General features: G+C 61.6%; 21 protein-coding genes. 11 read left to right on the plus strand and 10 right to left on the minus strand.

All coding sequences use genetic code 11. The features are described from left to right. Positions 1-125 precede the first annotated feature (125 nt). Both AADW23_RS08425 and lepA read right to left on the minus strand, forming a co-directional pair. On the minus strand, positions 126-365 hold the full coding sequence (locus AADW23_RS08425) for a hypothetical protein (protein WP_341864061.1): 240 nt from the start codon (positions 363-365) through the stop codon (positions 126-128). A 733-nt stretch (positions 366-1,098) separates the two neighbouring features. Beyond that, entirely contained in the window at positions 1,099-2,898 is a 1,800-nt protein-coding gene (lepA, locus tag AADW23_RS08430) for a translation elongation factor 4 (protein ID WP_341864062.1), read from the minus strand. A 69-nt stretch (positions 2,899-2,967) separates the two neighbouring features. Between lepA and AADW23_RS08435 the strand changes: the two genes are divergently transcribed. Further along, positions 2,968-4,584 (plus strand): hypothetical protein, encoded by a 1,617-nt coding sequence (locus AADW23_RS08435; RefSeq protein ID WP_341864063.1) that lies wholly within the window; start codon positions 2,968-2,970, stop codon positions 4,582-4,584. A gap of 240 nt (positions 4,585-4,824) precedes the next feature. Next, positions 4,825-5,124, plus strand: a complete 300-nt coding sequence (locus AADW23_RS08440; RefSeq protein WP_341864064.1) for a hypothetical protein — start codon at positions 4,825-4,827, stop codon at positions 5,122-5,124. Positions 5,125-5,222: 98 nt separating this feature from the next. Here the strand turns inward: AADW23_RS08440 and AADW23_RS08445 are convergent, their stop codons facing one another. From AADW23_RS08445 to rpmB, 3 genes are all read right to left on the minus strand, one after another. After that, a complete protein-coding gene (locus AADW23_RS08445; protein WP_341864065.1) occupies positions 5,223-5,750 on the minus strand; it encodes a copper chaperone PCu(A)C in 528 nt (175 codons plus the stop codon). A gap of 38 nt (positions 5,751-5,788) precedes the next feature. After that, positions 5,789-6,181: a hypothetical protein gene (locus tag AADW23_RS08450; RefSeq protein ID WP_341864066.1), complete on the minus strand. Its 393-nt coding sequence runs from the start codon at positions 6,179-6,181 to the stop codon at positions 5,789-5,791. Between the two features lie 121 nt (positions 6,182-6,302). Further along, entirely contained in the window at positions 6,303-6,593 is a 291-nt protein-coding gene (gene rpmB, locus AADW23_RS08455; RefSeq protein WP_341864067.1) for a 50S ribosomal protein L28, read from the minus strand. A 204-nt stretch (positions 6,594-6,797) separates the two neighbouring features. Here rpmB and AADW23_RS08460 point away from each other — a divergent pair, with 204 nt between their 5' ends. The 3 genes from AADW23_RS08460 to ribD all read left to right on the plus strand — a co-directional run bounded on the left by AADW23_RS08460 (position 6,798) and on the right by ribD (position 9,255). Continuing rightward, positions 6,798-7,439 carry a DUF2161 family putative PD-(D/E)XK-type phosphodiesterase gene (locus AADW23_RS08460; protein ID WP_341864068.1) on the plus strand — a complete coding sequence of 214 codons (642 nt, stop codon included), beginning with the start codon at positions 6,798-6,800 and terminating at the stop codon, positions 7,437-7,439. Between the two features lie 246 nt (positions 7,440-7,685). Next, positions 7,686-8,156, plus strand: coding sequence for a transcriptional regulator NrdR (nrdR, locus tag AADW23_RS08465; protein ID WP_341864069.1), 471 nt, complete (start codon positions 7,686-7,688; stop codon positions 8,154-8,156). Between the two features lies 1 nt (position 8,157). Then, positions 8,158-9,255: a bifunctional diaminohydroxyphosphoribosylaminopyrimidine deaminase/5-amino-6-(5-phosphoribosylamino)uracil reductase RibD gene (gene ribD / locus AADW23_RS08470; RefSeq protein WP_341864070.1), complete on the plus strand. Its 1,098-nt coding sequence runs from the start codon at positions 8,158-8,160 to the stop codon at positions 9,253-9,255. Between the two features lie 67 nt (positions 9,256-9,322). On the opposite strand, the gene AADW23_RS08475 is transcribed toward ribD, so the two are convergent. The 3 genes from AADW23_RS08475 to AADW23_RS08485 form a co-directional block, all read right to left on the minus strand. Next, a complete protein-coding gene (locus AADW23_RS08475; protein WP_341864071.1) occupies positions 9,323-11,377 on the minus strand; it encodes a capsular polysaccharide biosynthesis protein in 2,055 nt (684 codons plus the stop codon). Between the two features lie 9 nt (positions 11,378-11,386). Beyond that, positions 11,387-12,460, minus strand: a complete 1,074-nt coding sequence (locus tag AADW23_RS08480) for a polysaccharide biosynthesis/export family protein (RefSeq protein ID WP_341864072.1) — start codon at positions 12,458-12,460, stop codon at positions 11,387-11,389. Positions 12,461-12,641: 181 nt separating this feature from the next. Next, positions 12,642-13,931, minus strand: a complete 1,290-nt coding sequence (locus AADW23_RS08485) for a capsule biosynthesis protein CapA (RefSeq protein WP_341864073.1) — start codon at positions 13,929-13,931, stop codon at positions 12,642-12,644. A gap of 156 nt (positions 13,932-14,087) precedes the next feature. Here AADW23_RS08485 and AADW23_RS08490 point away from each other — a divergent pair, with 156 nt between their 5' ends. The 6 genes from AADW23_RS08490 (at position 14,088) to AADW23_RS08515 (ending at position 19,945) form a co-directional block, all read left to right on the plus strand. Then, positions 14,088-14,678: a riboflavin synthase gene (locus AADW23_RS08490; RefSeq protein WP_341864074.1), complete on the plus strand. Its 591-nt coding sequence runs from the start codon at positions 14,088-14,090 to the stop codon at positions 14,676-14,678. A 277-nt stretch (positions 14,679-14,955) separates the two neighbouring features. Beyond that, positions 14,956-15,534 carry a hypothetical protein gene (locus AADW23_RS08495; RefSeq protein WP_341864075.1) on the plus strand — a complete coding sequence of 193 codons (579 nt, stop codon included), beginning with the start codon at positions 14,956-14,958 and terminating at the stop codon, positions 15,532-15,534. Between the two features lie 78 nt (positions 15,535-15,612). Next, positions 15,613-16,743, plus strand: coding sequence for a 3,4-dihydroxy-2-butanone-4-phosphate synthase (gene ribB / locus AADW23_RS08500; protein WP_341864076.1), 1,131 nt, complete (start codon positions 15,613-15,615; stop codon positions 16,741-16,743). After that, positions 16,743-17,291: a 6,7-dimethyl-8-ribityllumazine synthase gene (locus tag AADW23_RS08505; RefSeq protein WP_341864077.1), complete on the plus strand. Its 549-nt coding sequence runs from the start codon at positions 16,743-16,745 to the stop codon at positions 17,289-17,291. Before ribB ends, AADW23_RS08505 begins: the two co-directional genes overlap by 1 nt. Continuing rightward, on the plus strand, positions 17,288-17,773 hold the full coding sequence (gene nusB, locus AADW23_RS08510) for a transcription antitermination factor NusB (protein ID WP_341864078.1): 486 nt from the start codon (positions 17,288-17,290) through the stop codon (positions 17,771-17,773). The genes AADW23_RS08505 and nusB overlap by 4 nt, the downstream gene beginning before the upstream one ends. A 60-nt stretch (positions 17,774-17,833) precedes the next feature. Then, positions 17,834-19,945, plus strand: a complete 2,112-nt coding sequence (locus AADW23_RS08515) for a methyl-accepting chemotaxis protein (protein ID WP_341864079.1) — start codon at positions 17,834-17,836, stop codon at positions 19,943-19,945. Here AADW23_RS08515 and AADW23_RS08520 read toward each other — a convergent pair. Continuing rightward, positions 19,934-20,740 (minus strand): hypothetical protein, encoded by an 807-nt coding sequence (locus AADW23_RS08520; RefSeq protein ID WP_341864080.1) that lies wholly within the window; start codon positions 20,738-20,740, stop codon positions 19,934-19,936. The genes AADW23_RS08515 and AADW23_RS08520 overlap by 12 nt on opposite strands. After that, positions 20,733-22,025, minus strand: coding sequence for a hypothetical protein (locus AADW23_RS08525; protein WP_341864081.1), 1,293 nt, complete (start codon positions 22,023-22,025; stop codon positions 20,733-20,735). Before AADW23_RS08525 ends, AADW23_RS08520 begins: the two co-directional genes overlap by 8 nt. Positions 22,026-22,053: the final 28 nt, after the last annotated feature.

A 22,053-nucleotide genomic window follows, 5' to 3' on the forward strand; every position in this document is an offset into this window, starting at 1 on the left:
GCGAGAAGCGCCCGCGTCACGCCGCAGGCGTGCCTTTGGCACGATGGGGGCGGTTCGGGCGCTGACCGGCAGAGCCGGGCAGCGAGTCCTTCTGAATGTGTGTCGGGGGGACAGAAGCTTGAGATCTAGAGTGGTTTGTCGAGAGCCTGAGGCACTTTTTCCCGGACAACCCTCGCGAGATCGTCCAAAAGCTTCCAAGCATTTGTTGCTATCTCATTGGCGACTTTGCTTTGGTCGCGCCTTCTTTGATACTCATCCTCGTGAACGATATCGACTGGTTTGTAGCCAGTTTGGAATCCCCCTGCGACCATAACCGGGACAGTATCTTGTGCAATTCTCATGGACAATGCATCAAGCTGGTCCATTAGGTCCGACAATTTCTTGTTTAAAGTTCTGTTATGGAAAAAAATTGATGGCGCTTCCAGTCAGAGCATAGGTTTCCCAGATCGCTGTACCGATTACTGTCCACAAACGACCACAAATCGGTTTCGAGGAGTAAATATCGCAGCGGACCCGAGTGTAAGTCCAATATCTTTCGACTGGTTCGAATATCGTTTTGACTTACGTTGTTGGGTCCGATTTCTTCGCTGTCACGTAGTTCTACAAATGCCCATACAAAGAACGAAGTGACGACCAAGAACCAAGCTTCTGGATTATCTACGAATTCTAAGTTCTCGGGCCAGAGTAGCCAGACAACTCCGGCAACCAATGTTAGCCCGGCACCAAGTCTGGCGATTGTTTGTGAGTATTTTCTCATATGAGCAATTGCCGACCTCGTGAGCATAGTGAGATTTCAAAAGTGAGCTTGGCGTACCAGCTTTGGCTGTTGGCATCTGGGACTTGGCTGGCTCGGGGTCCTGAGTGCAGAGGGTTGATTAAGGAGTGGTGAAAAGGCCTTCTATGTAGAGCGCCGCTTGTAGTGCATGAATTGAATTGCCAGCTTTGTAGGCTCGCCAATAGATGACTAAACTATGCGCTTTGGTATACTGCACCTGTCCAATACCTAAATCCTGTGTGGGCCCGCTAGTTTTTGCAAGCAAAAACCGCTGTCGTCCACCGTCACGCAAAGGGGCCAGCTATGGCTGGCCCCTTTGCGTGCTAACTATCCATCTTGAGTGCTGAAATGAAGGCGGATTGGGGAATTTCGACTTTCCCGAATTGCCGCATCTTTTTCTTACCCGCCTTCTGCTTATCCAGCAGCTTCCGTTTCCGGGACGCGTCGCCGCCGTAGCATTTCGCGGTCACGTCTTTGCGCATGGCCGATAGGGTCTCGCGCGCGATCACGCGGCCGCCGATTGCTGCCTGGATCGGGATTTTGAACATGTGGCGGGGGATGAGTTCCTTGAGCTTCTCAACCATCGCGCGGCCCCGGGCCTCGGCGCGGTCGCGGTGCACCATGATGGAGAGCGCGTCGACCGGTTCATCGTTAACCAAGACCTGCATCTTGACCAAAGCGTCCTCGCGGTAGCCGATCATCTGATAATCGAACGACGCATACCCTTTGGTAACGCTTTTCAGCCTATCGTAGAAATCGAACACAACTTCGTTGAGGGGGAGGTCGTAAACCACCATCGCGCGGGTGCCCGCGTAGGTCAGGTCCAGCTGGATGCCGCGGCGGTCCTGGCACAGTTTCAGCACGTCGCCGAGGTATTCGTCGGGCACAAGGATTGTGGCCTTGATGCGCGGCTCCTCAATCCGGTCGATATGGGCCGGGTCGGGCATGTCGGCGGGGTTGTGCAGGTCCACGACTGTCTCGTCGCGCATGTGGACGTGGTAAATCACCGACGGCGCCGTGGTGATCAGGTCGATGTCATATTCGCGCTCCAGCCGGTCGCGGATCACTTCGAGGTGCAGCAACCCGAGGAAGCCACAGCGGAAGCCAAAGCCAAGGGCGGCAGAGGTCTCCATCTCGTGGCTGAAAGAGGCGTCGTTGAGCGCCAGCTTCTCGATCGCGTCGCGCAGGTCTTCGAACTGGTTCGTGTCCACCGGGAAAAGGCCGCAGAAAACAACGGGTTGGGAAGGCTTGAAGCCCGGAAGCGGCTCGGCCGCGCCGTGTTTGTCGTGGGTGATCGTGTCGCCCACCCGCGTATCACGCACCTGTTTGATGGAGGCGGTGAGGAAGCCCATTTCGCCGGGCCCAAGCTCGGCGATGTCCTTCATCTTGGGGGTAAACACACCCAAACGGTCCACGGGATATTGCCCGCCGGTCCGCATCATCTTGATCTTGTCGCCCTTCTTGATGACCCCATCAATCACGCGGATCAGGACCACAACGCCTAGGTAGCTATCGTAATAGCTGTCCACCAGCATCGCCTTCAGGGGCGCATCGCGGTCGCCCTTGGGGGCGGGCAGACGGGTGACGATTGCTTCCAGCACATCGGGGATGCCGATGCCGGTTTTCGCTGAAATCTCAACAGCTTCCGAGGCGTCGATGCCGATCACATCTTCGATCTGTTCGCGCACCCGGTCGGGCTCGGCCGCGGGAAGGTCCACCTTGTTGAGGACCGGCACGATCTCATGATCGGCGTCGATGGCTTGGTAGACATTGGCCAGCGTCTGCGCCTCCACCCCTTGGGAGGCATCGACCACCAGCAAAGAGCCCTCCACGGCTTTCATGGAACGCGAGACTTCATAGGCGAAATCGACGTGGCCGGGGGTGTCGATGAGGTTGAGGATATAGGTCTCGCCATCGTTGGCCGGGTATTCGATCCGCACGGTGTTGGCCTTGATGGTAATGCCGCGCTCCCGCTCGATATCCATCTGGTCGAGCAGCTGCGCCTGCATATCGCGGGCGGCAACGGTGCCGGTCAGCTGGATCAGGCGATCCGCCAAAGTGGATTTACCGTGGTCGATATGGGCCACGATGGAGAAGTTGCGAATGCGGTTGAGGTCGGTCATGGGCGCGGCCTTGAAATGCAGGGTTTCAAGGGGATGTAGCGTGTTGGGCGCGGCGGGGGAAGGGGGCGTGTGGACTGTTACGAAGGGTGCAATATTCAATTCAGCTTTCTGTTGACGCCGCCAAAATATCCGGCCCTATTTGCAAAGATGAAACTGGGCCACGTTCTCGCCTTCTATGGCATCCTTTCCGCGACGCTTTTTGGTATTGGGTCCATCACCGAAGTGGAGTTGCCAAATTCGGTCACGATGTGTGGCGCGAGCCTCCTCTTGGCGGCTGTGCTTGTCGCGCTTGCATTGGATGACTCTTCTCGACGTGAGCGAATTATTGAAACCCTCTCTGTCCCTCGGTTCACGCCGCTCTACGATCGCTACGCTGAAGGTTTGGTTGCGTGGGGGACAAGGGTGTTTTCCACAGCGCCGCCAAACCCGGATGACCGGAGCGATGCCCGCATCCTAGCGGATTGCCTCAATTACCGTTTGCTGGACCGGGCGCTTTTGTTTGCCGTTGTCTACCCGATCCTTCTGCTCGTGCTGTTTTGGGCAACAACCGGTCGGGCGGCGTATTTGGGCACGGTTGAAGTCGTACAAGCTGCTGACGCTCCGATTGAGCGTCTTGCGACGATTGGCGGGCTATTCGCAATTTTTGCGTCAGTTATGATCGCCCGGCGACTTTCAACAGCCCCGCAACGGTTCGTTCGAAGTGTTGCGGGGCTGTTGCCCGTTTTGGCGACTCTCGGCGTTTACTTTGGTTTGATCGCAGTTGGCGCTCCTGTACTTGTCGCAGTCGTAGTCGCAGGCGCAGTCGTAGTCGTAGTCGCAGGCGCATTCGCAGTCGCAGGCGCAGTCGCAGTCGCATTCACAGTCGCATTCGCAGTCGTAGTCGCATTCGCAGGCGCAGGCGCATTCACAGTCGCATTCGCAGTCGTAGTCGCATTCGCAGGCGCATTCGCAGTCGCATTCGCAGTCGCAGTCGAGCGTTGCTTCGATCGAGGGCAGGATTTTCAGGCTGGTGCAATTGCTTTGAGTGGTCCTGCTTGCATGCTTTTGTTCGCGGCATTCTTCATTTCTTGGGACGGCGTAACACCAGAACGCGGCGCGTACTTCCTTTTCCTTGGTGTATTGCCTCTGATCAACGGCGTATTCGATGCTGTGAGTTACGGTGCTACGTTGGCGCTGCTTCAACTCGGTCGCCGGCACCATAGGTTCTTGAGCGGTCTGGTCGATTTCGTCTTGGCTATTTTGCTGTTTCTGGGTTTGGGCGTGGCTCTCACCTTTATGGTTGCGTGGCTCAACAGAACGACAGGGTTTCAATTTGTAGATTTGGGTCATTTGTTGGCGAACGCGGCGGACCTTGGCACCTATTGGTGGTTGTACGCGATGCTGTTTTCTACGGCGTTGCCGACTCTACTGCACCTTGTGGCAGTCGTTCTGAGTTGGCAGTCCGTAATTGGGTTGCCTCTTCGGAAGCGGTTGGCAGCGCAAGTTACCAGAGCCGGGGCTGGTGACCCGTTGGCGGGCGTGGTGGCTAGCCTTGGTTTGGCGTTTGGATTAGTCGCGGCGGTTGCAATCCCGATTGGTGGGTTGGCGCTTGTTGGCTACGGCTTATGGGGCTGGGCGTTGGGGCCGTTTTTGGGCGCCTATCGCGAGACGCTATTGAGTATCGCGAACATGTCCGGCGGCCTCTAGGGCGGTGGGTTTGAGTTCTGCCTAGGCACGGAACAAAGCCGCAGATCACTGCGCAATCACCGCGCAGCGGCCCCCTCGAGGCAACTTTGCTCGAGAAAAAGGTCGTGGCATGGGGGACGCGGGTGCGGCGCGACTGCCCCCACCCGCAAAGTCGTGAATTGACCGAAATACCTTGCCTCTGGCATAATGGGCGCAGAGCAGACCGGGCGAAAAGACCCGTTTAACCCAGAGGCAATTGCAATGAGATTGATTTACCCCGTTATCGCGGCGGCATTTATGGTCGTTCCAGACGCCGCAGAGGCGAACCCCATTCAGCGCGCTTGTATGGCGTCGGAGCGTGATGTGCCGCGCAGCCTGTGTTCGTGCATCGGTGATGCGGCGGATGAGACGCTGTCGCGCAGTCAGATGCGCATGGGCGCACGGTGGTTTGACGACCCCCAGCGCGCGCAGGATACGCGGCAGTCGGACCGGGACCGGGACGAGGAAATGTGGTCCGCGTGGCGCACGTTCTCGACCCTGGCAGAGCAGAGTTGCAGCTAACGGTCTGTAACTGTTGAAGTAATGAGAGACGCGTCGGGCGGATGACCGAGGCGAGAGAGGCAGGCCCCACCGGAACTCCGGCGGGGCCGCTTTTCGTTTTAGCTGTCGGCGTCGTGGTCGGAGTGGTCGCCGCCTTCCATCTCCATCTCCATCTCGTCGTGATCGCCATGATCGCCGTGGCCGCCCGCATCGGGCTGACGTTCATTGTCGATGATGATGGTTTGGGTCACCGGGTCTGCGTGCTCGAAGGTGAAGGTGATCTCGATCTCTTCACCCTGCACCAAGGGCTCGGTCAGGCCGAGCATCATCACATGCATGCCGCCGCGCACCAGATGAATGCGCTCGCCGGCGGCGACGGGGAAGCCCTCTTCGACCTCGACCATGCGCATGATTCCAGAGTCCTCCTGGATGTGGGTGTGCAGCTCCAACCGCTCTGCCGCCGTAGACGTGACGCCGATCAGCACATCATCCTGGTCGGAGTGGTTGAACAGCGTCAGGAAGGTGCCCCCGGAACGGGCCACGGGGCTGGCGGCGCGGGCGTAGGCGTCTTCGATCACCATATGGGCGGAGGCAAGGGCAGGGAGCACCGCGAAGGCGGTGGCGAGGAGCGTTGTTTTGAAGGTCATTGTCGTCTCTTTACGTGTCGTTGGTTTGAGGGTTTGGGTCAAGCCAGGCGCGGGGGCGCACGGGCATGGCCGTTCAACCAAACGACGGAAAGAGGCGGGAGGGGACGGGCAGAAAGCGCTGCCGTGGGGAGCAGATCGGTGGGCGCGATGGCCTGCGGGGGCTGGGCCGATAGAGCCGCAACTGTCAGGTGACAGGCGGGACAATCGGGGGCAGCAATGGCCGCGCCGTCATCGTCGAGAATCGGCAGGCCGGACGCATCGAGCAGAAGGGAGGGCGCGGACAGGCCGCAATAGCCACCCGAGATCGCCATTCGGGTTTGTGCGACAACAGCCGTGAGGCCGCTGAGCACAAGCGCGAGCGCAAGAAGCGTATGAAGGAGCACGCGGCGGATCATGGCGCCTGTGTAGCGCGGCGGATCGGGGGAGGCCATGCCACAATCAGGGGAGCGCGGGCAGAGGCCGCGCGGGCAGGGGGGGGCGGCGGATTGCAGGAACAACAAAGCCCCGCGCGGGATTTCCCGGCGGGGCGATGCAGATAATCTGACGAGAAGATCAGGCCTGAGCGGCTTGGGCTTTCGCGATTTCTTTTTTGATCTTGAGGGCGCGTTCGCTCAGCTCGGTGTCCTTGGCTTTCGCCATGAACGCATCGAGGCCACCACGGTGGTCAACGGTGCGCAGAGCCGCGTTGGAGATGCGCAGCTTGAAGCGGCGATCCAGAGTGTCGGAACCGAGCGTCACATCGCTTAGGTTCGGCAGGAACCGACGGCGGGTACGGTTCTTGGCGTGGCTTACGTTGTTGCCCGTCATCGGGCCTTTGCCGGTCAGTTCGCAGACGCGCGACATGGGGTGTCCTCTTCGTATCTCATGCAAAGCCGGGGCGGATGCCGTGGGGCTTTGAAACCAATAGGGCGCGGAGAAGACTCTGCGCCCGGAAAATCTGGATTGGGAAGTACGAAGGCAGGGGCGGGGTGTCAAGCCGTGAATCGGCCCTGAGGGGCGCGTTTCGGGGATTCACGGGGCCAATGTTTGCGCGTAGCGTGGTTCGCGATGAAAGAGACCGACTTATATCCCCCCGTAAAGGCGCATTTAGAGGCGCAGGGCTACGCCGTGAAGGGCGAAATCGGCCCGGCGGACGTGATGGGCCTGCGCGGGGACGAGATGGTGGTGGTGGAGTTGAAGAAGGGATTCTCTCTCACGTTGTTCCATCAGGGGATCGCGCGACTGGCGGTTTGCGACTGCGTTTATGTGGCCGTGTCGAAGGGGAAGGGGCGGCCCTGGCTGAAGTCCCTGCGGGAAAACGTGCGCATGGCGCGGCGGCTGGGCCTAGGCGTGATGGCTGTGGATATCGTCGCGGGCACGGTGAAGGTCTATTGCGACCCCGGCCCTTATGCGCCGCGCAAGGTGGCCCGCAAGAAGCGCGCGATGCTGGGAGAGTTCGAGCGCCGCGACGGCGACCCGAACAGGGGCGGTTTGCAGGGCCCCAGGGTCACGGCTTATCGGCAGGAGGCCACGTTGTGCGCCGAGTTTCTGGCGCTGGCCGGAGAGGCCAAGGGCGCGGAGGTGGCGAAATCCACGGGCGTGGCGAAAGCGACGATGATCATGCGCAACAACCATTACGGGTGGTTCGACAAGGTATCCAAGGGCGTTTATCGGTTGAGCGAGACTGGGCGGAGTGCTGTTTCTAAATGAATGGTGGTGGCTCCCGTCGGCGTTGCGAGGGGTGAGAGGTGGTTCTTCGATATTTGTAAAAAGGTGAAGGGCATGTTGACCGGAGTGCAACAGGTCGAGTGTCGCTATATCCTGTGGGGGCGGATTGGGTCTACACAAGGCGGGGGGGGCTGCCTATAGTGCCTGTGGATAAGTGGGCATAAGCCCCAAGGTAGAGGCAGGCGCGGCAGTAAGCTGTTATGCGCATTAGGGACAGGAGGCTGCGCCATGCGTTGCCCATTTTGCGGAAATGTGGACACTCAGGTGAAGGACTCGCGTCCGGCTGAGGATCATGTGGCGATCCGGCGGCGGCGGTTTTGTCCGGCCTGCGCGGGCCGTTTCACGACCTATGAGCGCGTGCAGCTGCGCGATTTGGTGGTGATCAAATCCAGCGGAAAGCGCGAAGATTTTGACCGGACGAAGCTGGAACGCTCGATCCGGATGGCGTTGCAGAAGCGTCCGATTGACCCCGATCGGGTGGATCAGATGATTTCTGGCATGGTGCGGCGGTTGGAGAGCCTTGGAGAGACGGATGTGCAATCCAAGGTGATCGGTGAGATCGTGATGGAGCGTCTGGCGGCGATTGATACGGTCGCCTACGTGCGTTTTGCCAGCGTTTATAAGAACTTCCAGGCGACGGGCGATTTCGAGGACTTCTTGTCCGAGTTGCGTCCGCCCACGCCTTCCACTGATAATTGAGATGAGTGACCGGCGCTGGATGGCGCTGGCGGTGTCGCTGGGCGCCCGAGGGTTGGGCCGGGTTTGGCCGAACCCGGCGGTTGGCTGCGTTTTGGTGAAAGGTGGCCGCGTCGTGGGGCGCGGCTGGACCGACATCGGCGGGCGGCCCCACGCGGAAGTAAAGGCGCTGGCGCAGGCGGGCGCATTGGCCCAGGGCGCATGCGCTTACGTTTCCCTTGAGCCGTGCAATCACACAGGACAGACCGGCCCCTGCGCTCAAGCCTTGATTGACGCAGGCGTGACCCGCGTTGTGGTCGCCTGCCAGGACCCGGACCCGCGTGTTGCGGGCGGCGGGATCGCGCGGATGCGGGCGGCGGGCATAGAGGTTGTTACCGGCGTTCTTGAGGGCGAGGGCCTGCAAGCCCATGAGGGGTTTTTCTCACGCCTCCAAAAAGGGCGTCCGATGGTGACGCTGAAGGTTGCGACCTCGTTGGACGGAAGGATTGCCACGGCGAGTGGCGAGAGCCAGTGGATTACCGGGTCGGACGCACGGCGGCGCGTTCACGGGATGCGGGCGCGCCACGACGCGGTGATGGTTGGGGCGGGGACGGCAAGGGCCGATGATCCGTCCCTGACGGTGCGCGGGATGGGCGCGGTGCCACAGCCGGTTCGGGTTGTTGTCTCGGGGCGCTTGGATGTGCCGGTCGAGAGCGCTTTGGGGCGTAGCGCGCGGGAGGTTCCGGTGTGGTTGCTGCACGGGCCGGACGCGCCAGAGGCCGCACGGCAAGCATGGGAAGCCGAGGGCGCGGTGCTGATGGAATGTGCCTTGGGCGCGGGCGGCCAGGTCGATGCCAAGGCCGTGTTGCAACGGTTGGGAGAGGCGGGTCTGACACGGGTTTTCTGCGAAGGCGGGGGCGCGTTGGCGGCCTCGCTTCTGGCGGCTGATCTGGTGGATCGGCTGGCGGTTTTTTCGGGCGGATTGATCCTGGGCGCTGAGGGGACGCCGGCAGTGAGCGCGATGGGTATTGCGGCGCTGGCCGAGGCGCCGGGCTTCAAATTGGAGCAGGTCGAGCAGATGGGCGCGGACGGGTTGAGCCTTTGGGTGCGGAAATCGGATTAGTTCGAAATTATGCCAATTTCTGTGGATAACCCTGTGGACGGCCTGAAATCTCATGGCATTTGTGCAATCATCTGCGCCATATCCAGCTTTGCCCGGCCATCCAGCCCTGGAGTTTTGCCAAGGCTCGGAGGGTTGGTTTCCCTGTTAGGCCCTTGCCTGTGGATAGACGCTCGACCGCGATTTCGACGGGGCAGGGCTGGCCCGTGACCGGGTCCGTGTAGCGCGGATACGTGATGAGGGATGCGTGGACGAGGGCGGCCAGTGAGGGCTGCGCGACACGGCGCGACGGCACGGGCCCGTGGTCGGTGGTGAGGCCCCAGCCAGCATAGAAGGGCGCGCCAAGGGTGGTGACGGGCAGGCCGCGGATCAGCGCCTCGAACCCCATGGCGGAGGTCATGGTGACGACGCGGTGGGCGACGGACAGAAGCGCCTCGGCCCCGGTGTTGGCGGCGATATAGTCGGCCAGCGCGCGGGCGTCGTCGGGAAGGGCGCCGGTGCGCAAGCCAGCCTCCACATCGGGGTGGGGTTTGTAGATCAGGAAGGCATCAGGATGCAGGGTGCGGGCGGTCTGCAAGAGGGCCGCGTTGGTTTTTACCGGACCGGCGCCGAGGCGGATGGAGGCGTCATCTTCGACCTGCCCGGGGACGAGGATCACCGGGCGATCGGGCGGCAGGTCAGGCAGGGTGCCGCCGGTGATGTTATACTTGGTCAGCCCGGCACGGCGCAGGGATTGGATCAGCTTTTCGGCCCGATCCAAGCGCGGCATGGGCAGGGCGGCGGCTTGGGCGATCAGATGCTCCAGACGGCTTTCGCGGGTCGGATCGTAGTAGATGCCCAGGTCATCGAGCACCAGCGAGAGGGGGGGGACGAGCTCGGCGCCCAAGCCGCGAGAGCGCAGAAAGCCATCTTCCATCCGCAGAAGCGGCGCATCGGCGCAGGCGGCGGCAATGGCGGGCGTTTCCCGGCCCGCCCAGATGATCGTGGGCTGCGGCGGGGCGGGCGTATCGGCGAAGGTCAGGGGGCCATGTTGGCCGAAACCCGCCTTCAGGTGACCCTTCTTCCAGCTGCGCATGCCGAGCGCGGTGTAACCCATGCGATCTTCGCGCCAGCTGCGAGATTGCGCCTCTAACGCGCCGATCACGTCTTCGGCGGTGCCCAAGGTATCGCGGTAGGGATCGTACCACGTGGGATAGAGCAGCAAGGCACCGGCGATCAATTGCGCCCGGGTCAGCACCCGTTGGCGACGGGCGGGCGTGGGCCTGCGATCATCGGTCAGGCCCCATCCGGCATAGAATGGCACGCCGAAGGTGACGGGTTTGTGGCCCGCAAGTATCGCCTCGAACCCCGCTTGGGAGGTCACGGTATAGACCGCGCGGGCCCCTTCAAACATACGCCATAGGCTGATGGGGCGATCATCGAGGGAGACATTGGGGGGCAGCGCCGCAGGGTCGAAATGGCCGGGGCGGTGCCCATCACGGGTTTCGGGGTGGGTCTTGATCACGATATGGGCGTCGGGGTGATCTTCACGGGCCCAGGCCAGTGCCTCGGCAAAACTATCGGGAGTGGCTTGGCCAAGCTGGATCGACGCATCGCCCTTGGTCTGGTCAATCAGCAGGACATATCCGGGATCGGGCGGCAAAAGCGCCGGATCATTGGCTGCGTATTTCGACAGGTGCCCCTCGGCCATGCGGGCCATGACATCACGGGCCCGGTTGAGCAGGGCGGTGTCATCGAAGGGATGGGTGGAGAGGATATGTTCGAGGTCCGAGGGCTGCGTGGCGTCGAAATAGATACCACGGCGGTCAATCACGAGGCCCAGGGGCGGCTCACCGGAGCGGCCGGGGTGGAGAGAGCGCAGGAAGGCGTCTTCGACCCGGACAAGATGGGCGCCGGTGGCCTCGGCCACGGCCTCGCCACGCGGGGCGTAGGGGGAGTGGCCCCAGACGACCACATCATCCGAAGGCCCGGGTTTGCCCAGTTTCAGGTCGTAGCCAGCAAGGGAAAGGATGCGACGGACGCGGGCGTTGGTGAGAAAGCCCGCGTTGAAGTGGTAGGCGTGGCGTCGGGCGGGCGGGGCGGAGGTGTCATCAGACCCACCGCCCCAAGCGCCTGTGTCAGCCATCGGTTGGCGTCACGTATCGGCGAGCGTCGATGCGACGCTTGCAACACCCGTCAGCGTACCTGTCAGGGCAGAGATCACGTTGTTGAACTGGGTGATCGGGGCAGAGGTGACATAAACGGTATCGCCATCACGGATCACGAAATCACGGGCCTCGAACATGCCGGTGGGGGCTGTCAGATCAAGCACGTAGATCATCCGTTGCGTGCCCGTCAGATCATCTCGGGCGAGGACCAGATTGGCCAGTTCCTCGGGCTCATTACGGAGCACGAAAACGCCCGTGGGGTCAGCCAGCGCAGGGTTCAGGCCGCCAACGGAAGCAATCGCATCAATGGCGGAAATCACCTGGCTGTCAAAGTCCACGACGGTTTGCGTACCGGTTGCACCAAGGGCGGTGAATTGGCGGGTATCGCCTTCGATCAAGATCCGGTCGTCGGCGCGCAGGGCCACGTCGATGGAGGGGTCCCGAAAGACATCTTGATACCAAACGGTGCCAGTCTGACCGCCCCGTACCAGCGTAACGCGGGTGATTTCTGCATCAATCGTGGTGCCGCCAGTTGCCGCGAGCATGCCCGAAAGCGTGCGTGTGGGACGTTCAATCGGGAAAATGCCGGGGCTGTTCACATCGCCGGTGACGACCACGGTGGCGCCGTTTCCGGGCTCTCTCGTGACAATGACCTGCGGGTCCGGGGTTTGTTCATCAAGGCTACGGGTGATGATTGCACGCAGTTGTTCCGGCGTGTTGCCCGCGGCGCGAATGCGGCCTGCGTAGGGAATGAAGATATGGCCGGAGGTATCAACCTGAAGCGTCGACAACTGCGCGGCGTTTGCGCCTTCGCCCGCCAAGAGACCATCGGTCACGTTCTCAAACACGGTCAGCGTCAGGGTGTCGCCGGGGCTGATCACGTCGGTATTGGAGACACCAGCGTTCAGCAACGCGGGCGGGAAACCCAAGGTGGGCACCAGCGAGGTGGCGGCGGTCACGCGTTGGTTGACCTCGACCACGAAAGCGTCGCCCTCGTTCTGGACGGAGCCTGCAAAGATCTGGTTACGGGTCGGACCAGCAGATGGAAGGACACGTGTCATCACATCACAAGCGGTGAGCGACACAACACAAGTGCACAGCGCAATGATGCGCGCGAAACGGGGAACCCTCGATGTCACGGGGATGGCTCCTTTAGCCTGAACTGCCTCAGATATTTTATTCTCGTTTTTTTGCAGACTATCCAAAAAGGCAGGCTCTAGGAAGCCCCTTGCAAGTATTGCGTTATTTTACCAGCGAAAGGTGTTGCCTTGGTGCCGGTCTGCCTGCGTCCAGCGCATCGTAGGCATCTTCCTTGGAAAGCATCATGTCCACCACTTGCCGCAGCAATTGACGCCGCCCGCGGGCCGAATAGAAACTGCCGGTGATCTGAGAGGTTTCCAACAGATAATGGCGATAATCGCGGTAGGCGCGGCTATCGGGGCGAGAGGGGTTTTGGAAGAATGCGGCCAGGGGTTGATCCGAGACAAACTCGGGCTTGAGGTAGACGGCTTGGCCGAAGGCCTTCAGCGGAAGTCCGCGCCAAAGCGCCTGTTGCGCGGCGGTGGAGTTCACCGTCACGGCAGAGCGGGCATCGTTGAGAAGGCGGGCCAGTTTGCCACCGCGCACGTAGTGGACGCGGTCCGATACGCCATGTTGCGCGGCTAGGCGGATGATATCGGCCCGGATCGGCGTGCGCCCGTCTTCCAGGGGGTGGGCCTTGAACACCAGATGATGATGGGAGGGCGCACCATCGGCGAAGCCGGAAATCAGAACCTCCAGAAACTCGGCCATGCTTTCAAACGGGCCATGATCGCGGAAGCTGGCGTCATGGGCCAATTGCAGGAGGGCAAGGTGATAGGGGAAGCCACCGGTCTTGATCCGGTACGTGGCCTGCACCCGGTCGAGCCAAAGCAAGGGCATCAGCGCCAAGCGGCGCAGGTAGAGGCGGAATTCTTGCGTAACGGTCAGCGCCCGGTGGGGGCGGAACGCGGCATATTCCTGATTACGGCTCATTACGAACCAATGGTAGAGCGCGCCGTAGAACACATGCTGACGCATATCGCCCCATTTGGCGGGCGCATCGGGAAGATCAAGGTCCAGATCCTTCAGGGCGTTGCGCATTTGGGCTACCGGGGTATCCATCAGGCGAGAATGGCCGTTGGCACCGCCACGTTCATAGGTGACCCAATAGGGCCGCAGGTAGCCTTCTTCGAACACGTGAACGGTGATGCCACGGGCCTTGGCATGGGCAATGGCTTGGGCATGAATGGGGCGGGTATCGCCATAAAGCACCAGATCGGTGATGCCCTTTTCGTCGAGAAGTTGGGCGGCGTGGTCGGCCCAGGTCTCGGACGCGGCGGTGAAGGGGATATAGGTGGATTTGTCGGGCCAAAACGCATCATCGCCGCGGTTGAAGCCCACCCGCCAAACCTGAGCGCCCGCGTTCGACAGCATCCCGGCCAGCCGGGAGAAGAACGGCCCATGGGGGCCTTGCAGGAACAGAAATGTGCGGTGGGCGTGGCTGGGGGCCATCGGTGAGTGATCCTTCGGTCGTAGCTCTGTGTAGCCGGATTTCGTTAACAAGAGCAAAGCGGAAGGGCGGCCTGAGGGCTGAAATGTGACATCTGCGTGGCTGGACCTTGCGCCACGGAGAGAGATATCAGGAAAGAGAAGCACGGGAGTTTGCAGATGTTTACAGGAATAGTCACCGATCTGGGCGAGGTGCGCGCGCTAGAGCACCGCGGAGACCTGAGGGCGCGGATCGGCACCGGATACGATATGAGCACGGTGGATATGGGCGCCTCGATCGCGTGTGACGGGGTGTGTTTGACGGTCGTGGCGATGGGGCCGGATTGGTTCGACGTGGATATCTCGGCTGAGTCGGTATCAAAGACCAACATCGGGTCGTGGGCCGTGGGGGGGCGGTTGAACCTGGAGCGCGCCTTGAAGGTGGGCGACGAATTGGGCGGACACATCGTGTCGGGCCATGTGGACGGGGTGGCAGAGATCATCGCGGTGGAAGACGAGGGCGACAGCACCCGCTTCACCTTCCGCGCACCGGGGGAGTTTGGGCGGTTTGTGGCGCCCAAGGGCTCGGTCGCGCTGAACGGCACGTCTTTGACGGTGAACGAGGTGAATGGCGCAGAGTTTGGGGTGAATATCATCCCCCACACCAAGGAGGTCACCACATGGGGCGGCGCGAAAGTGGGCGATTTGGTCAACTTCGAGATTGATACGCTGGCCAGATACGTGGCGCGGCTGGTGGATTGGAAGGCTTGAGGGGATAAACGCCGGCCGAGGCGCGGGGGGATGGGTCGGGGTTGAGTTGTATTGGCCAAGATGAAGGAGCGGGCGGGAAGCGGCTGGTGGTCCGCTTCGGTGAGGATTGGTCCGGGCAGCGCTGCGTGGATGTGCGACGGGAGCCGGAGGCGCTGTTTTCGTAGGCAGAATGCAGAGGAGGCCCGGAGGATGCCCATGGGTAGCGGTTCCTTTGGGTTGGCGAGGGCGGATTTGCCAGCGAAGCTGGGGCGGCAGGGGACGCGGTGGAGTCGGTGGCATGTATGGAGGACGTGTGATGGCGGGGATGATGGGACATAATCGGGGGCCAAGTCTGGAGGCTGGGTTTGGCTTCAGGAAGGTGGCCTGGGGCAAGGCGCGGGCGGCGTTGATGCCTGCGTTGCCGCTGGAAGTTGTAAGGTTGCGGGTGAAGCGGGCGCAGAGGTTGGGATTGCCGTATAAGACCTATGCGACTGTGAGGGCGGTGACAGGGCGCGATATTGTGGGGTTCTTGTTCTCGGACAACGCTTTGGGCGTGCGGCGCGGCGGGGCGGTGCCTGAGGCGGAGCGGGCGCGGTTGGAAGGGTTGGAAGGGGCGGCGGCCCGGTTGATTGCGGTCCACGGGCCCGGCGATCCGGCGGCTTTTCTGGAGCCGGGCGTGATTGACGGCGCGGGGCGGGCGCCGGGCCTGATGGCGAGTTGGCGCGGCGCCAGAGAGGGGTTGAGAGCCTTGGCGGCGGAAGCTGCGGTTCCCTACGATGGCTTGGTTGTTGTCGCGGTGACAGAGCTGGAGAAAGAGTGGAGCGCCATAGCGGGCCTTGGCGGAACGATCCCAAGGGACGTGATGTTCCCAAGCTGAAGGGCCGCGATGCCTTTTCAATGCGCACGGGTTGGACTATCTGCCGTTATGTCTGACGTGCAAAGGGGATGTCGCTTTATGTCGCAAGCTTTTGAAACACCCGGTCCGGTCGAGAAGGATTGGTCCGATGCGATTTCTTCGGTGGAGGAAATCCTTGATGATGCACGCAACGGGCGGATGTTTATTCTTGTGGATCACGAGGACCGCGAGAATGAAGGGGATCTGGTGATCCCGGCGCAGATGGCGACCCCGGAAGCGATCAACTTCATGGCCACCAATGGGCGCGGGTTGATCTGTCTGTCACTGCCCGGAGAGCGCATTGACGCGCTGGGCCTGAGCCTGATGAGCACCAACAACTCGTCGCGGCATGAGACAGCGTTTACGATTTCCATCGAGGCGCGCGAGGGCGTAAGCACCGGGATCAGTGCCCATGATCGGGCGCGGACGGTGGCGGTGGCCATTGATGGCGGCAAGGGCGCGCAGGATATCGCGACGCCGGGCCATGTGTTCCCGCTACGCGCCAAGGATGGCGGCGTGTTGGTTCGCGCCGGCCACACGGAGGCGGCGGTTGATATCTCGCGCCTTGCGGGGCTGAACCCCTCGGGCGTGATCTGTGAGATCATGAACGATGATGGCTCCATGGCGCGTTTGCCGGACCTGATTGCCTTCGCGCAGCGTCACGGTCTGAAGATTGGCACGATCAGCGATTTGATCGCCTATCGCCGCCGTCACGACAACCTTGTGAGGATGAATCAGGAAGAGGTTATCACCTCGGAGTTCGGCGGCGACTGGACGATGCGGATCTACACGGACCAGACCCAGGGTGCGGAGCATATCGTGCTGATCAAGGGCGATATCAGCGGCGATGATCCCGTGCTGGTGCGGATGCACGCGATGGATCCGTTGCTGGATGTCGTGGGTATTGGCCCCAAGGGACGCGCGGCTGAGTTTAGCGACGCGATGCGCCTGATTGCAGAGGAAGGCCGGGGCGTTCTGGTACTGCTGCGCGATCTGACGATGAAACTGGTCGCCGACGACGAAGTCAGCCCGCAGACCTTGCGCCAGTATGGGCTTGGTGCGCAGATCCTGTCCTCGCTGGAGTTGAGCGACTTGATCCTGCTGACGAACTCTCCGCAACCCAAGGTGGTGGGATTGGACGCTTATGGTTTGTCGATCGTCGGCACGCGCAAAATTTCGGAGCTTGGTTAATGGCTGGTCATTCTGACAACGATCTGGGGCTTCCAACCTTTGATAAGCCCGTCAAGGTGGCGATTGTGATTGCGCCTTACTACACCGCGATCTCGAACGCGCAGCTGGACGCCGCAAGGGGCGTGCTGGACCGGGCAGGCGTGACCCACGAGACGATTGAGGTGCCGGGATCGCTGGAAGTGCCCACCGCCATTGGCATCGCCCATAGGATGAGCAATTTCGACGGCTTCGTGGCCTTGGGCTGTGTGATCCGGGGGGCGACGTCGCACTATGACGTTGTGGTTAACGAAAGCTCTCGTGCGTTAACGATGTTGGGCTTGCAGGGCCTGTGCATCGGCAACGGGATCATCACCGTCGAAAACCGCGATCAAGCCGAAGAACGCGCCGATGGGGCCCGTCTGAACACCGCGGGCGGCGCGGCAGAGGCCGCATTGCACTTGATCGCGTTGACGCGGAAGTACGGCGCGCCTAAGGGGAACCTCGGCTTCAAGCCCGGAGGGTTTTCGGGCGACACCATCGAGATCGCAGACGGATCAAGCACAGCATGAGCGACAAGAAATCCAAAGGCCCGTCACGGGACGAAAAGCGCCAGATGCGCTCGGCGGCACGGCTCTATGCGGTGCAGGCCTTGTTCCAGATGGAGCATTCCAACCAGACCTACGATCAGGTGCGGGTGGAGTTTGAGGACTATCGTTTTGGTGAGGTTTATGAAGGGGATGAGATGGCCGAAGGCGATCCCAACCTGTTCCGCAAAACACTTGAGGATGCCGTCAGCAAACAGGGCGCAATTGACCAGATGACCGACCGCGCCCTGGTGGCAAAATGGCCGATTGACCGGATTGACCCGACCTTGCGGGCGGTGTTCCGCGCGGCGGGCGCCGAACTGGTTGCGGGCAATGCGCCGCCCAAGGTGGTGATTACCGAATTCGTTGACGTCGCGCGCGCGTTCTTTCCTGAAGGGAAGGAAGCGAAGTTTGTGAACGCCGTGCTGGACCACATGGCGCGCGAAGCGAAGCCCGAAGCGTTTTAAACATCCGTTAGTGAGTTGCGGCTAATCCTGTCGGGGTAACCTCGAATCGGAGTGTCGTATATGAATTTGCGGACGCGCATGGCGTTGATGATTGCGCCGCTCCTGATTGCATTGGGGTATTTCGGCTGGTTGGAACTTTCAAGCTTGCGCGCAGATATCCGCAATGCGGAGACGACCCATGCCGTGACGTTGGAATTTTCCGAGCTGAGCGATCTTGTCCATGAATTGCAACGCGAACGGGGGGTGTCGGCGGGCTTCACGACAACCAACGGACGGGCTTTAACCAATGAATTGAACGCCCAGAGGCAGCAAACCGATGCTGCCTTGGTGCAAATACAGGCAACGCTTGCGGCATTGGCCCCGCGATACCCCGACGACGTCAGCCCGTTGCAAGCGGACTTGGCGCAATTGGCGGATCAACGTGCTGCGGTCATCCGGGTTTCGTTGAGCGTGCCTGAGATCGTTGCGTTTTACACGGGGTCCATTCTTGCCATTCAACGCATTCAAACAGAGCTGACGGGGCTCATTACCGAAGACGAGGTGATGGCTGACCTTCAGGCGGCGCTACTTCTAACGATTGCGAAGGAAGCGGCAGGGTTGGAGTTGGCCATCGGGGCGGCGGGCCTTGGTCGGGTGCAATTCCCGCCTGAGCTGTATACGGAATTCGTGATGCTCCGAGGAGGCATGAATACGCTGCTGCGAAGTGCGGGTCAGGCAAGCCATTCACCGGAACTGGCGGAACGGATCACGGCGCATCCCAGCGCAGAAGACATGGGGCTGTTTCGCGGTTCGATTGATCAAGCGATGGCGAGCAACGGCATTTCTGGGCTACGCCCGTTGGATTGGTTCGTTGCGTCGACGCAATGGATCGACCACCTGCGCGCGATTGAGCAAGATTTGATGAGTAATGTCAGCGCCACGGCCCTTGGTGTTCTGACCTCAACGCACAGGGCGTATTGGTTGCAGCTGACCTTCGCATTGTGCGTCGCGGCCGGGGCGGCTGCCATGGCGGTCACCACCTTTGAAAGCCTGATCCGGCGGGTGATGCGGATCACGGGCGCGGTGAAGCAGTTTACGACCGGCACCTATGATGTGGTGATCCCCGACACCGACCACGGCGATGCGGTGGGGGATATGGCCGCCGCGGTGCAAGCGTTCAAGGAGCATACCTTGGCGCTGCGTCGCGACGCGGCCGAGGTGAAAGCTGCGGACGAAGCGCAGATATTGGGCAAAGCGCAGAAGGTTGTGGAACTGGTCACCGAAGGGCTGGCCGATCTGGCCCGTGCGGACCTGACCCGGCATTTCGACGTGCCGCTTGACCCTGAATACGATTCGATCCGGTCTGACTTCAACGCCGCCACCACGCGCCTATGCGACGTCATGAATAATATCTCGCAGGCCACGGGCGACCTGGGCACACGGGCCCAAGTCATGGCCCAATCCGCCGCAGACCTGGAGGCGCGCACAAGCCAACAGGTTGCCACCCTGAATGCCACCAGTGACCGGGTGAACGTATTGTCGGAGGAGGTGAAGGACTACGCGAACGACGTGCAACAGGCGGCAGATTTGGCCAGCACGGCGAAGGCGAATGTGGAACGCTCAGGCGGGGTCGTATTGGCCGTGACCGACGCGATGGACCGCATCGCCACCTCCTCAAGGGAAATCGACAATGTGCTCATGCTGATCGACGAGATCTCACACCAAACGAACCTTCTGGCGCTGAACGCGGGGGTCGAGGCCGCCCGCGCAGGCGACGCGGGCAGGGGGTTCTCTATCGTGGCGTCAGAGGTGCGCGATCTGGCCCGTCGGTCGGGCAGCGCCGCGCAGGAGATCAAGTCCATGATTGACGATAGCACGGCCAATGTTTCGGAAGGGGTCAAGCTGGTCCGCGAAGCGGGAATGGTGCTGACCGAAGTATCGGACGAGATTACCAACGTGGATAAGGTGTTGAGCCGCTTGGCAGAAGGATCAACCCGCCAATCGCAATGGTTGCATGATCTGGTGGGGGAAATTGCTGATGTGAACAATCTCGCAGCTCACAATTCGACCATGGCGGACACCTCGAGCCGCACCGCAAGGGAAACCTCGGCGCTCTCTAAAAGGGTCAACGATCTGCTAAGCGACTTCAAGTTGCCTGACGCCCGAGAGACCCAAGATCAATCAGCCGCCTGAGGCGGCAGGCGCGTCATCGGAAACAGTGATGCCATAGCGCTCCAGCTCATCGGGCAGGAGCAGGTAGATCGCCTCTGGCGGGGTTGTCAGCGCGGGCTGCATCAGACGCACGTCGATCCCCATGTCGTCGAGATGGGCCATCACCTCTCCCTGACCGAATTGAATGTCTTCGATGGCCAAAAAGGCCGGCAGGGCGGTGTTCTCACCAAAGTAATGCTGGTGCACGCCGACCATTGCGGTGTCGGGCACGCTGCGGGTCGTGCCACCAACGAGAACGTAGGGGCAGGCGGAAAGGCAGATGTCGCCGGGCTCCATCATGGTGGCCAAAGCGTTTTCGCGGATCGTGCGACCGATGGCCAGGGCGTCCGCCACAGAGCCACCGGGGGAATGCAGGCGAATGGTGTCAAAGGTCGCGTCGGCGTCCAGCCATTCCGTAAAACGCGCGGCATCGCCGGGGGCGATCTGTCCGGTCAACAGCGCCACGTCCTGCTCGACCGAGAAGCGCAGACGCGTCGGCATATCGCCGGGGTCTGGAATAGGGGTCTGGCGATCCGGGTTGCCGCGATCGCGTTGCGGCAGATCGCCGGGACGAAAGCGGCGCACCTGGTCGCCTGGGGCAATCGGGGCATCCATCGCGGGGGCGTCTGGCCCGGACAAGAGTTGCGGCAAAGAGCCCAGTAGATCGGACCCGGCCAAAACCACGGCCATGCCGATCTGAAACGCCAGAATGGCGGTCATCGCGCGTTTGACGGTGAAGCCGCCGCCGTGCTTTGCCATCGCCGAAGTGTCAGTCATTCGATCGTACCGGCTGGGGTGCCATCGGTTGTACGTTTTCGCCAGGGCGCGCGGCAGCGGGGGGCGTATCCAATGCCTCCATCTCGCGCATGGCATGGAGGGCAGAGCGCAGCTCGGCCAGGGTCAGCGTGTCCTCGGCGGGCAAGTCTCCGCGCCCCGTCCGGATCGCGCCCTGGGTCACCATCAGGATCAACACCAGGACGGCAGGCAACAGATCAATCGCGATCGCCCCGGCCCAAGACGGCACGAAGTTGCCGGCATAAAGGATCACCGCATCAGCCGAGGATATCGGAGCGTAGCTCACCTCGGGGGCGGGGGGCAGGGCCAGCACTTGTTCGGCGGCTTCTTCCAATGATTGGGCGCGAAGGGCCAGTACTTGCAGGACCGAAGTGATGGTTGATTGCTGCGCCGCCTGGCCGCCCGCGACGGTGGAATCGAGTTCGGGTAACACGACAGAGGCCGACAGATCCTCGGCCGCGCGGTCCACCAAGGGGGCCACGGACAGTTGCCGCAGGGACGACACCAGCCCCGCAAGGCGCACGGCATCTTCCGAGAACGCGACGGAGCGCGCCTCAACCGCGCCGGGCTCCACGATCAATGCGCGCATCCGCGACAAGATCGCGTTGCCCTCTTCAAAGGCGGCCTCAATCAGGGGGGATTGCGCCTGAATTTGAACCTCCAAGGCGGCTAATTCCTCGGCCTTTTGGCGCAACACGCGGAACACGGCGCCGCGTCCCGCAAGGCCGGACAGATCGCCCGCCGCCTCTTGCTCGGAAAGATCCTCAAACGACTGGCGTACACGGGCGACATCACGCTCCAGAGCTTGCGCGCTGACGGCAGTGTCGTGGGCGTGTTCCAGTGCTTCTTGGTATTCCTGGACCGTTTGGGCGAGGTGCTGTTCTACCGCTGCAGACCCCGCCAAAGCGGCGGCGTTCAGCCAGGACGACATGGCGATAATGGCCAGCGATCCCAGGGCCATCGCCCCCATCAACTTCAGCTTTGCGCCGGTCGTGCGCATCGCAGGCATCAGGCGCATCAGGTAGGACCAGAACACGAAAATGCCCACCGACACGGCGATTGAATAGGCCGAGGCCGCAAAGAACGACAGCGCGCCCGTGTCATCCAACAGGGAGGAGACGCCAAGGTACGTGTAGATGCCCGACGCGGTCGCCAAAACCGCCAAGGCGGTACCTGAGAAACTGTCTAGCGCGGTCAGGTGCCCCTGCAATTCGCGGGCGTGGGCCAACCCGTGGGGGTTGGTTTGGGGGGCTGTCTGATCGGGCATTGGGGGCGGCTCCACTAAATGTCTGATT

The sequence above is a fragment of the Gymnodinialimonas sp. 57CJ19 genome (genome assembly GCF_038396845.1).
Lineage (GTDB): Bacteria > Pseudomonadota > Alphaproteobacteria > Rhodobacterales > Rhodobacteraceae > Gymnodinialimonas.

Coding starts and splice junctions, on each gene's coding strand:
- nusB (WP_341864078.1), top strand. CDS start 17,288: ATGAGCGACAAGAAATCCAAAGGCCCGTCACGGGACGAAAAGCGCCAG.
- AADW23_RS08425 (WP_341864061.1), bottom strand. CDS start 365: ATGGACCAGCTTGATGCATTGTCCATGAGAATTGCACAAGATACTGTC.
- AADW23_RS08445 (WP_341864065.1), bottom strand. CDS start 5,750: ATGACCTTCAAAACAACGCTCCTCGCCACCGCCTTCGCGGTGCTCCCT.
- AADW23_RS08505 (WP_341864077.1), top strand. CDS start 16,743: ATGGCTGGTCATTCTGACAACGATCTGGGGCTTCCAACCTTTGATAAG.
- ribB (WP_341864076.1), top strand. CDS start 15,613: ATGTCGCAAGCTTTTGAAACACCCGGTCCGGTCGAGAAGGATTGGTCC.
- lepA (WP_341864062.1), bottom strand. CDS start 2,898: ATGACCGACCTCAACCGCATTCGCAACTTCTCCATCGTGGCCCATATC.
- AADW23_RS08450 (WP_341864066.1), bottom strand. CDS start 6,181: ATGGCCTCCCCCGATCCGCCGCGCTACACAGGCGCCATGATCCGCCGC.
- AADW23_RS08480 (WP_341864072.1), bottom strand. CDS start 12,460: ATGACACGTGTCCTTCCATCTGCTGGTCCGACCCGTAACCAGATCTTT.
- rpmB (WP_341864067.1), bottom strand. CDS start 6,593: ATGTCGCGCGTCTGCGAACTGACCGGCAAAGGCCCGATGACGGGCAAC.
- AADW23_RS08490 (WP_341864074.1), top strand. CDS start 14,088: ATGTTTACAGGAATAGTCACCGATCTGGGCGAGGTGCGCGCGCTAGAG.
- AADW23_RS08520 (WP_341864080.1), bottom strand. CDS start 20,740: ATGACTGACACTTCGGCGATGGCAAAGCACGGCGGCGGCTTCACCGTC.
- ribD (WP_341864070.1), top strand. CDS start 8,158: ATGAGTGACCGGCGCTGGATGGCGCTGGCGGTGTCGCTGGGCGCCCGA.
- nrdR (WP_341864069.1), top strand. CDS start 7,686: ATGCGTTGCCCATTTTGCGGAAATGTGGACACTCAGGTGAAGGACTCG.
- AADW23_RS08475 (WP_341864071.1), bottom strand. CDS start 11,377: ATGGCTGACACAGGCGCTTGGGGCGGTGGGTCTGATGACACCTCCGCC.
- AADW23_RS08460 (WP_341864068.1), top strand. CDS start 6,798: ATGAAAGAGACCGACTTATATCCCCCCGTAAAGGCGCATTTAGAGGCG.
- AADW23_RS08525 (WP_341864081.1), bottom strand. CDS start 22,025: ATGCCCGATCAGACAGCCCCCCAAACCAACCCCCACGGGTTGGCCCAC.
- AADW23_RS08440 (WP_341864064.1), top strand. CDS start 4,825: ATGAGATTGATTTACCCCGTTATCGCGGCGGCATTTATGGTCGTTCCA.
- AADW23_RS08515 (WP_341864079.1), top strand. CDS start 17,834: ATGAATTTGCGGACGCGCATGGCGTTGATGATTGCGCCGCTCCTGATT.
- AADW23_RS08495 (WP_341864075.1), top strand. CDS start 14,956: ATGTATGGAGGACGTGTGATGGCGGGGATGATGGGACATAATCGGGGG.
- AADW23_RS08485 (WP_341864073.1), bottom strand. CDS start 13,931: ATGGCCCCCAGCCACGCCCACCGCACATTTCTGTTCCTGCAAGGCCCC.